Source organism: Pseudomonas sp. XK-1, assembly GCF_038069885.1.
Taxonomy (GTDB): Bacteria; Pseudomonadota; Gammaproteobacteria; order Pseudomonadales; family Pseudomonadaceae; genus Aquipseudomonas.
Map to the genome: position 1 here is coordinate 82837 of NZ_JBBPES010000008.1, position 13671 is coordinate 96507.

General features: G+C 62.8%; 11 protein-coding genes. 4 read left to right on the top strand and 7 right to left on the bottom strand.

What is annotated here, in order from left to right:
- Window positions 1-54 precede the first annotated feature (54 nt).
- From WMW70_RS19710 to WMW70_RS19730, 5 genes are read right to left on the bottom strand one after another with little or no spacing between them, the layout of a single operon-like run.
- Window positions 55-1662, bottom strand: coding sequence for an ABC transporter ATP-binding protein (locus WMW70_RS19710; RefSeq protein ID WP_341439155.1), 1608 nt, complete (start codon window positions 1660-1662; stop codon window positions 55-57).
- Window position 1663: 1 nt separating this feature from the next.
- A complete protein-coding gene (locus tag WMW70_RS19715; protein ID WP_341439156.1) occupies window positions 1664-2683 on the bottom strand; it encodes an ABC transporter permease in 1020 nt (339 codons plus the stop codon).
- A gap of 1 nt (window position 2684) precedes the next feature.
- On the bottom strand, window positions 2685-3758 hold the full coding sequence (locus WMW70_RS19720) for a microcin C ABC transporter permease YejB (protein ID WP_341439157.1): 1074 nt from the start codon (window positions 3756-3758) through the stop codon (window positions 2685-2687).
- A 1-nt stretch (window position 3759) separates the two neighbouring features.
- Window positions 3760-5604, bottom strand: coding sequence for an extracellular solute-binding protein (locus WMW70_RS19725; protein WP_341439158.1), 1845 nt, complete (start codon window positions 5602-5604; stop codon window positions 3760-3762).
- Window positions 5601-7430 carry an extracellular solute-binding protein gene (locus WMW70_RS19730; protein ID WP_341439277.1) on the bottom strand — a complete coding sequence of 610 codons (1830 nt, stop codon included), beginning with the start codon at window positions 7428-7430 and terminating at the stop codon, window positions 5601-5603. The genes WMW70_RS19725 and WMW70_RS19730 overlap by 4 nt, the downstream gene beginning before the upstream one ends.
- 161 nt (window positions 7431-7591) lie before the next feature.
- Here WMW70_RS19730 and WMW70_RS19735 point away from each other — a divergent pair, with 161 nt between their 5' ends.
- A complete protein-coding gene (locus WMW70_RS19735) occupies window positions 7592-9016 on the top strand; it encodes an HDOD domain-containing protein (RefSeq protein ID WP_341439159.1) in 1425 nt (474 codons plus the stop codon).
- A gap of 42 nt (window positions 9017-9058) precedes the next feature.
- Here the strand turns inward: WMW70_RS19735 and WMW70_RS19740 are convergent, their stop codons facing one another.
- Window positions 9059-10609 carry a lytic transglycosylase domain-containing protein gene (locus tag WMW70_RS19740; protein WP_341439160.1) on the bottom strand — a complete coding sequence of 517 codons (1551 nt, stop codon included), beginning with the start codon at window positions 10607-10609 and terminating at the stop codon, window positions 9059-9061.
- 99 nt (window positions 10610-10708) lie between these two features.
- On the bottom strand, window positions 10709-11482 hold the full coding sequence (gloB, locus tag WMW70_RS19745; protein ID WP_341439161.1) for a hydroxyacylglutathione hydrolase: 774 nt from the start codon (window positions 11480-11482) through the stop codon (window positions 10709-10711).
- A gap of 75 nt (window positions 11483-11557) precedes the next feature.
- Here gloB and WMW70_RS19750 point away from each other — a divergent pair, with 75 nt between their 5' ends.
- The 3 genes from WMW70_RS19750 to dnaQ are packed head-to-tail and all read left to right on the top strand — an operon-like array spanning window position 11558 to window position 13545.
- A complete protein-coding gene (locus tag WMW70_RS19750; protein WP_341439162.1) occupies window positions 11558-12319 on the top strand; it encodes a class I SAM-dependent methyltransferase in 762 nt (253 codons plus the stop codon).
- Between the two features lie 37 nt (window positions 12320-12356).
- A complete protein-coding gene (rnhA, locus tag WMW70_RS19755; RefSeq protein ID WP_341439163.1) occupies window positions 12357-12809 on the top strand; it encodes a ribonuclease HI in 453 nt (150 codons plus the stop codon).
- Window positions 12802-13545: a DNA polymerase III subunit epsilon gene (gene dnaQ / locus WMW70_RS19760; RefSeq protein ID WP_341439164.1), complete on the top strand. Its 744-nt coding sequence runs from the start codon at window positions 12802-12804 to the stop codon at window positions 13543-13545. Before rnhA ends, dnaQ begins: the two co-directional genes overlap by 8 nt.
- Window positions 13546-13671: the final 126 nt, after the last annotated feature.

Consider the following 13671-nt stretch of genomic DNA (forward strand, 5'->3'; position numbering starts at 1 on the left):
CATCACTGCTTTTGCCTTGCGCTGGCTGCCTCGCCAACGCTTTTCAATAGCCTGTTAGTCAGCTGGGACCATAAAGGCCGCTTCCAGCAACTGCTGTGTATAGATGTCCTGTGGCGCGGCAAAGACACGTGCCGCCGGGCCTTGCTCCACCACTTTGCCCTGTTTGACCACCATCACCTGGTGACTCAAGGCTCTGACTACCGCCAGGTCGTGACTGATAAACAGGTAGGTCAGGTTGTATTTGGCCTGCAGCGAGCGCAGCAGTTCGACCACCTGGCGCTGCACTGTGCGGTCGAGGGCCGAGGTTGGCTCATCCAGCAGGATCAGTGCCGGTTTCAGCACCAGGGCGCGGGCGATGGCGATGCGTTGGCGCTGGCCGCCGGAGAACTCGTGGGGGTAGCGGTGGCGGGTGTCCGGGTCCAGGCCCACTTCCACCAGTGCGGCGACAATTGCCTGTTCCTGCTCTGCCGCATTACCCATATGGTGAATCTGCAGGCCCTCGCCGACGATCTGGCCCACCGACATGCGCGGGCTCAGGCTGCCGAAGGGGTCCTGAAACACCACCTGCATCTGCCTGCGTAGCGGGCGCACGTCATGCTGCGACAGGCCGTCCAGGGCTTGGCCCTGAAAACGTATGCCGCCCTGGCTGCCCAGTAGGCGCAGGATCGCCAGGCCGAGGGTGGATTTCCCCGAGCCGCTTTCGCCGACTATGCCCAGGGTCTGGCCCTGGGGCAGGCTGAAGTTGATCCCGTCCACGGCCTTGACGTGGTCGACCGTGCGGCGCAGCAGGCCTTTCTTTATCGGAAACCAGACGCGCAGGTTCTCGACTTCGAGCATGGTCTTGCCTGGGGGCAGATCAACGGGGCCGCCACTGGGTTCCGCACCCAGCAGTTCGCGGGTGTAGGGGTGTTGCGGGGAGTGGAACAGGGTCTGGCAGCTGGCCTGTTCGACGATATGCCCGCGCTGCATCACGCAAACGCTATGGGCAATGCGCCTGACCAGGTTGAGGTCATGGCTGATCAGCAGGATGGCCATTCCCAGTTTGCTCTGCAGGTCCTTGAGCAGTTCGAGGATCTTCAGCTGTACGGTCACGTCCAGAGCGGTGGTGGGCTCGTCGGCGATCAGCAGTTCCGGCTCGTTGGCCAGGGCCATGGCGATCACCACGCGTTGCCGTTGACCGCCGGAGAGCTCGTGGGGGTAGGCTTTCAGGCGCTTGTGCGGCTCGGGGATGCCGACCAGGTCGAGCAGCTCCAGGGTGCGGGCGGTGGCGGCCTTACCGCTCAGGCCCTTGTGCAGGGTCAGCACCTCGTTGATCTGCTTCTCGATGCTGTGCAGCGGGTTGAGCGAGGTCATGGGTTCCTGGAACACCATGGCGATGCGGTTACCCCGGATGCCGCGCAGTTTATTCTCGTTCAGCTTGAGCAGGTCTTGCCCTGCGTAATGAATACTGCCACTCGGGTGCTGGGCCAGCGGGTAGGGCAGCAGGCGCAGGATCGAGTGGGCGGTGACCGATTTTCCCGAGCCGCTTTCGCCCACCAGGGCCAGGGTCTCGCCGCGCTTGATGTCAAAGCTGACCGCCTCCACCACGCGCTGCTTGCTGTTGCCGGTGACGAACTCGACGGCCAGGTCGCGCACTTCGATGAGGTTGTTCGATTCGGTCATCTCATTTCCTCGGGTCGAAGGCGTCGCGCGCCGCTTCGCCGATAAACACCAGCAAACTCAGCATCAGAGCCAGCACCGCAAAGGCGCTGATCCCCAGCCAAGGGGCCTGCAGGTTGGATTTACCCTGGGCTACCAGCTCGCCCAGGGACGGTGCGCCCGGCGGCAGGCCAAAGCCGAGGAAGTCCAGGGCGGTCAGGGTGCCGATCGCGCCAGTGAGGATAAAGGGCATAAAGGTCATGGTTGAGACCATGGCGTTGGGCAGGATATGGCGGAACATGATCGCGCCGTTCTCCATGCCCAGGGCGCGGGCGGCGCGTACGTATTCCAGGTTGCGTCCACGCAGGAACTCGGCGCGCACCACATCCACCAGGCTCATCCAGGAGAACAGCAGCATGATGCCCAGCAGCCACCAGAAATTCGGCTGCACGAAGCTGGCCAGGATGATCAGCAGGTAGAGCACCGGCAGGCCGGACCAGATTTCCAGAAAGCGTTGTCCGGCCAGATCGACCCAGCCGCCATAGAAACCCTGCAGGGCACCGGCGAACACGCCGATCACCGAGCTCGCCAGGGTCAGGATCAGGGCAAACAGCACCGAGATGCGAAAGCCGTAGATTACCCGGGCCAATACGTCGCGGCCCTGGTCGTCGGTGCCCAGCCAGTTCTCCGCCGAGGGCGGCGCGGGGGCCGGCACCTGCAGGTCGTAATTGATGCTGGAGTAGCTGTAGGGAATCGGCGGCCAGAGCATCCAGCCGTCCTTGGCCGCGATCAGTTCGCGGATATAGGGGCTCTTGTAGTTGGCCTGCAGCGGGAACTCGCCGCCAAAGGTGGTTTCCGGGTAGCGCTTGAGCACCGGGAAATACAATTCGCCGTCGTACTGCACGACCAGCGGCTTGTCGTTGGCGATCAGTTCGGCACCCAGGGTGACGAAAAACAGCGCAAGAAAGATCCACAGCGACCACCAGCCGCGCTTGTGGGCCTTGAACAGCTGGAAGCGTCGCTGGTTGATAGGGGACAGTTTCATCTCAACTCTCCCGACTTTCGAAGTCGATACGCGGATCGACCAGGGTGTAGGTAATGTCGCCGATCAATTTCACTACCAGCCCGAGCAAGGTGAAGATAAACAGGGTGCCGAACACCACCGGATAATCGCGGTTGATCGCCGCCTCGAAGCTCATCAGGCCGAGGCCGTCGAGGGAGAAAATCACCTCGATCAGCAGGGAGCCGGTGAAGAAAATCCCGATAAAGGCCGAGGGGAAGCCGGCGATGATGATCAGCATGGCGTTGCGGAACACATGGCCGTAGAGCACGCCGTTGTTGGTCAGACCCTTGGCCCTGGCGGTGGTCACGTATTGTTTGTTGATCTCGTCGAGGAAGCTGTTCTTGGTCAGCAGGGTCAGGGTGGCGAAGTTGCCGATGACCAGGGCGGTGACGGGCAGCGCCAGGTGCCAGAAGTAGTCGAGCAGCTTGCCGCCAAAACTCAGCTCGTCGAAGTTGTTCGAGGTCAGCCCGCGCAGCGGGAACCAGTCGAAATAGCTGCCGCCGGCGAACAGCACGATCAGCAGGATGGCGAAGAGGAACGCCGGAATCGCATAGCCGACGATGATCGCCGAACTGGTCCAGACGTCGAAGGCGCTGCCATGCCGGGTGGCCTTGGCGATCCCCAGGGGGATCGACACCAGGTACATGATCAGGGTGCTCCATAGCCCCAGGGAGATCGACACTGGCATCTTCTCGATGATCAGGTCGATGACCTCTGCGTCGCGGAAGAAGCTCGAGCCGAAATCGAGCTGGGCATAGCTTTTCAGCATCAGCCAGAAGCGTTCCGGGGCCGGCTTGTCGAAGCCGTACATGCGCTCGATTTCCGCCACCAGTTCGGGGTCCAGGCCCTGGGCACCGCGGTAGTTGGAGCCGGCCACCGAGACCTCGGCACCGCCGCCGGCGATGCGACTGGTGGCACCCTCGAAGCCTTCCAGCTTGGCGATCATCTGCTCGACCGGGCCGCCGGGAGCGGCCTGGATGATGATGAAGTTGATCAGCAGAATGCCGAACAGGGTGGGGATGATCAGCAGCAGGCGACGGAAGATATACGCCAGCATCTTATTGCTCCGCCGTCGGCGAGGCGGCCGGTTCTGGCTGCGCCTCGGTGGCCTGCGGGCGGACCCACCAGGTGTTCAGACCGATATCGTATTGCGGGGTGACTTTCGGATGCTCGAAGCGGTTCCAGTAGGCCACGCGCCAGGTCTTGATATGCCAGTTGGGGATCACGTAATGGCCCCAGAGCAGGACGCGATCCAGGGCCCGGGTATGCTCGATCAGGCTTTGCCGTGAGCCGGCGTTGATCAGGCCTTCGACCAGCTGGTCCACGGCCGGGTCCTTCAGGCCGATAAAGTTGCGACTGCCGGGGTTGTCGGCGCTGCTGGAGTGCCAGTATTCGCGCTGCTCGTTACCGGGGGAGTTGGATTGGCCGAAGCCGCTGACAATCAGGTCGAAATCGCGCGAGCGCAGGCGGTTGATGTACTGGGAGACATCGACCCGGCGGATCACCAGGTCGATGCCGAGGTCTGACAGGTTGCGTTTGAACGGCAGCAACACACGCTCGAATTCGGTCTGGGCGAGGAGGAACTCGAAGCTGACGGCTTTGCCTTCCGCGTCGAGCATCTGGTCGCCTTCGATGCGCCAGCCGGCTTCCTGCAGCAGCTGATAGGCACGGCGCTGCTGTTCGCGAATGATGCCGCTGCCATCGGTAACCGGCGGCTGGTATTCGTCGCTGAATACCTGCGGCGGGATCTGTTCACGCAGTGGCTCCAGCAGTTTCAGCTCGCCTGGGCTGGGCAGGCCGACGGAGGCCAGTTCGGAATTGTCGAAATAGCTGCGGGTGCGGGTGTAGGCACCGTTGAACAGCTGGCGGTTGGCCCATTCGAAATCGAACAGCAGGCCTAGGGCCTCGCGTACGCGGCGATCCTGGAACAACGGGCGGCGGGTATTGTAGATAAAGCCCTGCATGCCCGCCGGGTTGTGGTTGGCGATTTCTTCCTTGATCAGCTGGCCGTTGGCGACCGCGTCGATGTTGTAGGCGGTGGCCCAGTTCTTTGCGCTGGTTTCCAGCCAATAGTCGAACTGGCCGGCCTTCAGGGCTTCCAGGGCCACGGTGTTATCGCGGTAGTAATCGATCCGGCGGGTGTCGAAGTTGTAGAAGCCGCGGTTGACCGGCAGGTCCTTGGCCCACCAATCCTTGACCCGCTCGTAGCGGATCGAACGGCCGGCCTGCACCTCGGCGACCCGGTAGGGGCCGCTGCCCAGAGGGATTTCCAGATTGCTCTTGCTGAAGTCGCGCTCGGCCCACCAGTGTTTGGGCAGCACCGGTAACTGACCGACAATCAGTGGCAGCTCGCGGTTGCCGGCGTGCTTGAACACAAAGCGCACCTTGAGTGGCCCCTCGATTTCGACCCGATCGACATCGGCATAGTAGCCGCGGTAGGTGGGGGCCCCTTTGCTCATCAGGGTTTCGAAGGTGAATTTGACGTCTTCGGCGGTGACTGGCTGGCCATCGTGGAAGTGTGCCTCAGGGCGCAGATAAAAACGCACCCAGGCGTTGTCCGGGGCCTTCTCGATCTTTTCCGCCACCAGGCCGTACTCGGTAAAGGGTTCATCCAGGCTGTGGTGGGTCAGGGTGTCGTAGATCAGGCCGAGATCGTCGGCGGCCACCCCCTTGTTGATAAAGGGGTTGAGGCTGTCGAAGCCGCCGAAGCCGGCCTGGCGCAAGCTGCCACCCTTGGGCGCGTCGGGGTTTACGTAATCGAAGTGCTGGAAATTGGCCGGGTATTTGGGGGGCTCGTCGTACAGGGTCTGGGCGTGTTTGGGGCCGGCCAGGGCCAGGCCGGCGAGGCTGAGCAGGGCAATGCCGCTGCCGTGGACGAGTAGGGCGCGCAACGCATGAGTCATTCAGCGTTCTCCATGGACTTCAGCCACCAGGTCCGTAGCCCCAGGGTGTAGGGCGGTGTGGCGACAAAGGCAAATCGGTTGCGATATGCCAGGCGGTGATAATCGATATACCAGTTCGGGATGCTGTAGTGCTGCCAGAGCAACACGCGGTCGAGGGCGCGGGTTGCGGCGACCTGCTCGTCGCGGGTCTGCGCCGAGAGCAGGCGGTCGATCAGGCTGTCCACCACCGGGTGGCTGACGCCCGCATAATTCTTGCCGCCCTTGAGATTGGCCTGGCTGGAGTGGAAGTACAGTGACTGTTCCAGGCCAGGGCTGAGGGTCTGCGGCAGGGTCAGGAGGATCATGTCAAAGTCGAATTGATCGAGGCGCTGTTTGTACTGGGCGCGGTCGACGGTGCGCAGGCTGGCCTGGATGCCGATGCTGGCAAGGTTTTCGGTAAAGGGCTGGAGAATGCGCTCGAGGTTGGGATTGACCAGCAGTATCTCGAAGCGCAGAGGCTCGCCCTGGCTATTGAGCAGGCGTTGCCCTGCGGGTTTCCAGCCGGCGTCGGCCAATAGACCCAGGGCCCGGCGCAAGGTTTCCCGGGGGATACCGCGGCCATCGGTCTGCGGCATCGTGAAGGGTTCGCTAAACAGGCGCGGCGGTAATTGCTTGCGGTGCGGCGAAAGCAGCAGCCATTCGGCCCCTTCCGGCTTGCCGCGGGCGGAGAACTCACTGTTGGGGTAGTAGCTCTTGGCACGGGTATAGGAGCTGTTGAACAGCGCGCGGTTGGCCCATTCGAAATCGAACATCAGGCCCATGGCCTCGCGCGCCCTGACGTCGCTGAACACGCTGCGCCGGGTGTTCATAAACAGTGCCTGGGTCTGGGTGGGGATCTGGTGCGGAATTTCTGCCTTGATCACTTCGCCGCGGGCCAGGGCCGGGAAGCGGTAGCCGCTGGCCCAGTTCTTCGCCTGCTGCTCGATATAGATGTCGAACTCGCCGGCCTTGAAGGCTTCGAAGGCGACATGGCTGTCGCGATAGAACTCCACTTCAACCCGGTCGAAGTTGTATTTGCCGCGGTTGACCGGCAGTTGGGTGCCCCACCAGTCCTTGACCCGCTCGAAGGTCAGGCTGCGCCCGGGGCTGACCTTGGTGATGCGGTAGGGGCCGCTGCCCAGCGGCGGTTCGTAGGTGGTGGCCTTGAAGTCGCGATCCTGCCAGTAATGTTGCGGCAGCACCGGCAGCTCGCCCAGGCGCAGGATCAGCAGTGGATTGCCGGCACGCTTGAAGACGAAGCGCACGCTGTGCCGATTGAGAATATCGACGCGCTGCACTTCCTGCAGGCTGGTGCGGTACTGCGGGTGGCCGTCCTTGAGCAGCAGCTTGTAGGAAAAGGCCACGTCATAGGCGGTGATGGGCTTGCCATCGTGGAAGCGGGCCTCGGGGCGCAGGTTGAATACCACCCAGCTGCGGTCCTCGCTGTACTCGACCGAGCGGGCAATCAGGCCATAACTGGAGGTGGGTTCATCGCCCGAGGGATCGTACGCGCCGGTTCCGACCATCAGCGGGGCGTTGAACTCATTGACCCCGTACTGCAGGAAGTTGGCGGTGGCGACCGGGCTGCTGCCCTTGAAGGTATAGGGGTTCAGGGTGTCGAAGCTGCCTGACGCCATGATCCGCAGGGTGCCGCCCTTGGGGGCTTCGGGGTTTACCCAGTCGAAGTGGGTAAAGCTGGCGGGGTACTTTAGCACCCCGAATTGGGCGTAGCCGTGACTTTCGCGAAGAGTCGACCAGGCCGGAAAGCTGATGGCCAGGCAGAGGAACAGCGAGAGGAGGGGACGTATCAAGTGAAATATCCGATCCGTGGCGTCTTATGGGCTGCTGGTCAGGTACAGTAACAGCTTGTATCCGCTGGAAAAAGAGCAGGTCAGCCAGTGAGTAACAGTTTGACTACACTATCTCCAACTACTGCGAGGCGATGATCTTGGGTATACGTAGCCATGGCATGCATTCATGGATTGAAAGATTTAACCAAGCTGAATTGCCCGCCCTCGCGGCGGTGGTGCAGGACTTGCACCGATTGACCCAGAACGGCAAGTCATCGGTCCAGCAACTGGCCGATGTGCTGTTGCGCGATGCTTCCTTGACCTCCAAGGTGCTGCGCATCGGCAACAGCGTCTACTACAACCCCTCCCAGGAAACCATTCGCACCATTTCCCGCGCGATTGTTCTGATCGGCTTCGATAATGTGCGTCAGATCGGCCTGTCGGTGAGCCTGATCGACGGGCTGTTGGGCAGCGCCTCGCGCGATCAGTTGCAGGAATTGCTGGCGCGCTCCTTTCATGCCGCGGTGCAGGCCCGCAACATCGCCGGTTACGTGCTGGCCAAGCATGAGGAGGAGGTCTTCGTCGCGGCCCTGCTGCATAACATCGGCGAGCTGGCCTTCTGGGGTTGTGGCGGCGATCAGGCCGACGAGTTGGCCAGCGCCCTGGCCCAGCCCGGCGTGGATGCCGACGAGGCGGTAATGGCGGTGCTCGGCACCAGCTTTCGCCAGCTGACCCAGGGCCTGGTGAAAAGCTGGAATCTGGGCGGCATTGTCGGCCTGGCGCAAAACAGTGCCAGCCATAACGACCCCGCCGTGCGCGCGGTCAGCCTGGGTGCGCGGATCAGCGAGGCTGCCTTGCAGGGCTGGGACTCGACGGCCATGGAAAAACTCCTCGGCGAGATGGCGAGCCTGACCGGGGTCAGCCCCGAGGAGGCCATGCAACAGGTGCTGGCCAGTGCCGACGAGGCGGTCAAGGTGGCCGCAACCTTCGGGGCCAGCGAACTCGGCAAGCTGATTCCCAATACCGACCCGGAGCAGATTCGTCTGCAGCAGGAGCAGCGCAAGGCCAGCCTGTTGCAGCCCAATCTGCTGGTGTTGCAGCAGGCCTTGCAGGACTTGGGGCAGATGGCGGTGCAGCGCGGCGAGGTGGGCCATATTCTCGACACCCTGCTCAGGGGCCTGCATCAGGGGGCCGGGCTGGAGCGGGTGATGCTGGTGGTGCTGGCCGACGGGCAGAGTTGTTTCCGAGCCAAGCGGGTGGTAGGCGAGGGCACGGAAAACGGCCTGAGCGATTTTGTTCTACCGGTCGAACAACCCGAGCAGCAGCATATCTTCAGCTATGTGCTGCGCAACAAGGAGGCTCTGTGGATGGGCGTGCCGGCCAGCTATAACCTCGCCGAACTGGTGACCCAGCCGATTCGCCAGCGACTGGGCCAGGGCATGTTCTTCATCGCCCCGCTGTTGGCCGGCAAGCGCGAGATCGGGGTGATATATGCCGATGGCCGGGTTTCCGGGCGAGCCCTGAAGCACGAGCAGTTTGTTGCCTTCCAGCGCTTTACCCAGCTGACCGGGCGCTGTCTGGAAGCGCTGACAAAGAAGGGCTGACAGGCTGCCTCGTGACAGCCAGCGGGCTGTCACGAGCACGGGTTAGCGCGGTACGTAGAGGGTCAGGGTTTGCCCTGGCTTGAGGTCTTTGCCGGCCCGCGGATTCCAGGTTTGCAGGTTCTTCATCGGTACCTTGAAACGCTTGGCGATCAGGTACAGGGAGTCGCCATGGCGCACTCGGTAGTAGGTCACGTCGCTCGTTGAGCCGCTTGCCCCGTGCAGGTTGAGGGTCTGGCCCACGCGCAGGGTGTTGCCCGAGAGCTTGTTCCAGCGCTGCACGTCCTTGACCGCAAGCTGGTGGTTCCTGGCGATCTGCCAGAGATTGTCGCCGCTTTTCACTCGATAGGTGCGGGGCTTCTGTGCGCTGCTGGGGCTGTGCTGCAGGCCCAGGTCGGCGCGCTGCGCACCGGGCTGGGCGGGGATGCTCAGTACCTGGCCGATCCGCAGCGTGTTGCTGCTGAGCTTGTTGATGTCCTTGAGCGTATTGACCGTCAGCTGATGGCGGCTTGCAATGCTGTGCAGGCTGTCGCCCGAGCGCACTCGGTACTGCTGCCAGTCCACCAGCTCCTGGGGCTTCATCAAGAGCAGGTTGGCGGTCAGCAGTTCGGCCTTGTCGGTTGGTACCAGCAGGTGCTGCGGACCGTCGAGGGTCACCCCTTTCTTGAAGGCGGGGTTGAGCAGATAGAGTTCATCCTCATCCAGACCGGCCATGGCGGCCACCCGCGACAGGTCCATGCGCTGCTTGAACTCGACCTTCTCGAAGTAGGGCTCATTGGCAATCGGGTTGAGGCTGACGCCATAGGCCTGGGGAGTCAGCACCACCTGGGACAGGGCCAGCAGCTTGGGCACGTAGTTCTGGGTTTCTTTGGGCAGATTGAGGTTCCAGTAATCGGTCGGCAGACCGAGTTTCTGGTTACGCTCGATCGCCCGGCTGACCCGACCTTCGCCGGCGTTGTAGGCGGCGAGGGCGAGCAGCCAGTCACCGTTGAACATTTCCTTGAGGCGGGACAGGTAGCTGATGGCGGCATCGGTCGAGGCCATTACATCGCGCCGGCCGTCGTACCAATTAGTCTGGCGCAGGTTGAAGTTACGCCCGGTGGAGGGAATGAATTGCCACAGGCCGACCGCGTGGGCGTGCGAATAGGCCAGGGGGTTGTAGGCGCTTTCGATCATTGGCAGCAGGGCCAGCTCCATCGGCATATTGCGCTGTTCCAGGCGCTCGACGATAAAGTGGATATAGGGGCTGCTGCGCTCGCCGACCTTTTCCACAAAGGAAGGGTTGCTGACAAACCACAGGCGCTGCTGCTCGATACGCGGGTTGAGGGTGATGCTGTCTTGCAGCTGATAGCCGGCGCGTACCCGTTCCCAGATGTCCTTGGGCTCTTCCGGTACCAGCGGCTGAAGGCTGTCGGTCAGCCACTCCGGCTCCTGCTCCAGGCCGACGGCGCGATCGGTGTCGCGGCTGTGGTCGTCGGCGGGCCTGTCGCCCATGCTCTGACAGCCAGCGAGGGTTATGCAAAACACCACCGCAAGCGCCCGGGAGCCTTGGGTCAATGCCTTTAAATTCAAGGTCTTGCGTGGTGATTGGGGCATTGGCTGAGGGGGGCGTCCGGGCTGAAAGATCGGGGGATTCTAGGAACGAGGCCGCTGCTGGTCAAGTTTTAACCAGTCTTTTGTGGGCTTATCGTGCTTTTAGAACTTATCTTTCCAGGCACGCAGAGCGGCAAAAACCTGCTCGTTCGTACGCGTCATGGGGCCATTGCGGTTATCGATCTGGCGTTGCACCTCCGTCTCGGCGCTGCGCAGAAAGGGGTTGGTGGCACGCTCCAGAGCCAGGGTCGAGGGCAGGCTGATCCGCCCGGCTTCACGCCAGGCCGTGACCTGTTCGAGGCGCTGCTGGATCTGCCGGTTTTGTGGTTCCACCGCGATGGCAAAGCGCAGGTTGCTCAGGGTGTACTCATGGGTGCAGAACACCTGGGTCTGGTCTGCCAGGGCGGCCAGGCGACTGAGGGAGTGGTGCATCTGCTCGGGGCTGCCTTCGAACAGGCGGCCGCAGCCTGCGGCAAACAGGGTGTCGCCACAGAACAGCCAGTGCTGCTGTGCCTGGTGGTAGGCAATATGCCCCAGGGTATGACCAGGCACCTCGATAACGCTGAACACCTGGCCCAGCACCTCGACCTGGTCACCTTCGCCGAGTGCCTGGTCGCGGCCGGGAATCTGTTCTTTGGCCGGCCCCAGCACCCGGGCCCCGCTCAGCGCCTTCAGACGCTCGATGCCGCCGACATGGTCGAAGTGGTGATGGGTGATCAGGATATCGCTCAGCTGCCAGTCGGGATGAGCCGCGAGCCAGGCTTCGACGGGGGCGGCATCACCGGGGTCGACCACGGCGCAGCGGCGCTGCTCGGGGTCCTGCAGCAGCCAGATATAGTTGTCGGAGAAAGCGGGCAGGGCGTCGATTTTTATCATGATGCGGGTCGCTACGCAGGCCATAAAGGTGCATCTTAGGTCTCATTGGCGGTGCTGGCTATGCAGGTAATCCTTATGTCTGACCATCCTTTTGCCCTGGCCGACAGCGATTGGCTCAGCCTGATCGGCAAGGCGCGCAACTGGTTCAACGGCCCCTACGGGCAATTGCTCCTGGAGCAGGAGCGTCGCCTGCTGGAAGACGAGCTGGCGCGCTTCTTTGGCGGCTACCTGGTGCACTACGGGCCCTCGGCCCAGCCCATTCCCGATGCTGCGCAGATCCAGCGCAGCGTGCGCCTGGGCGCGCCCTTCAGTGGCGTGGAGATCGTCTGCGAGGAGCAATCCTGGCCCCTTACCGAACATGCCGCCGATGTCGTGGTGCTGCAACACGGTCTGGATTTCAGCCTGTCGCCCCACGGTCTGCTGCGTGAGGCTGCGCGTAGCGTCAGGCCCGGTGGTCATTTACTGATCGTCGGGGTCAATCCGCGCAGCGCCTGGGGCTTGCGCCACTTCTTTACCCGGGATGCCCTGCATCAGGCGCGCTGCATTGCCCCCAACCGGGTCTGCGACTGGCTGCACCTGCTGGGCTTTGCGCTGGAGAAACGCCGCTTCGGGTGCTATCGTCCGCCGCTTTCTTCGAGCGCCTGGCAGGCGCGCCTGGCTCCGCTGGAGACCTGGGGCGCGGCCTGGCAGCCGCCCGGCGGCGGCTTTTATGTGCTGGTGGCGCGCAAGCTGGTGGTAGGTCTGCGCCCGCTGCGTCAGCCGAGCCGTCAGCCCATGGGCAAGCTGGTGCCGATGCCGGTTGCCAAGGTCAGCCGCCGCGAGCCGCCACAGAAGTAGAACCGACCGAATATATTGAGTGAGAGATTGCAGCTAGATGAGTGAACAGGTCGAGATCTATACCGACGGTGCCTGCAAGGGTAATCCTGGCATGGGTGGCTGGGGGGCACTGCTGATCTTCAAGGGGGTCGAGAAGGAGCTGTGGGGCGGCGAGGCCGAGACCACCAATAACCGCATGGAGCTGACCGCCGCCATTCGTGCCCTGGCCGAATTGAAGCGCGAGTGCGAGGTGCGCCTGGTTACCGACTCCCAGTATGTGATGCAGGGTATTCAGGAATGGATGCCCAACTGGAAGAAACGTGGCTGGAAAACCGCGGCCAAGCAGCCGGTGAAGAATGCCGACCTGTGGCGGCAGTTGGACGAGCAGGTAGGGCGGCACAAGGTCACCTGGCAATGGGTGCGCGGCCATACCGGCCACCCGGGCAACGAGCGGGCCGACCAACTGGCCAACCGCGGTGTAGACGATGTGAGGAGTGCGAAGCGTGCGTAGTGTTGTTCTCGATACCGAAACCACCGGTATGCCGGTGGGCGATGGCCACCGGATCATTGAAATCGGCTGCGTCGAACTGATCGGCCGGCGTCTGACCGGGCGGCACTACCATGTCTACCTGCAGCCGGATCGCGAGATCGACGAAGGTGCCATCGCGGTTCACGGCATCACCAACGAATTCGTTCAGGACAAGCCGCGCTTCCGGGAAATCGCCGACGAGTTCTTCGAATTCATCAAGGGCGCGCAGCTGATCATCCATAACGCCGCGTTCGACGTTGGCTTTATCAATAACGAGTTCGCCCTGATCAAGCAGGACGAGCGCGCCGACATCAGCGAGCACTGCTCGATTCTCGATACCCTGCTGATGGCTCGCGAGCGTCATCCGGGGCAGCGCAACAACCTCGACGCCCTGTGCAAGCGCTATGGCGTCGACAACTCCGGCCGTGACCTGCACGGCGCTTTGCTCGACGCCGAGATTCTCGCCGACGTCTACCTGACCATGACCGGTGGGCAGACCAATCTGTCCCTGGCCGGCGACGGGTCCGAGGGCGACAGCAACGGTCGCCAGCAGCCTAGTGCAATTCGTCGTCTGCCGGCCGAACGTGCGCTGACCCGGGTGATCCGCGCCAGCGCGGATGAGCTGGCCCTGCACCAGGCGCGCCTGGCGGCCATCGAGAAATCTGCCGGCGCTCCCGCGCTCTGGCAGCAGCTGGAGCAGGCGGGCAGCGAGGGTTGAGAAGGGCCGCGAGTTATCGACTCGCGACCTTTTCGTATAGCCTGACGCAGAGGGGGTTCCGCCTGGCGAGGCGAGCCTCTACCCTGAGGCGATAGGCAGGCTCGGGCCTGTCACATTCAGGGACGC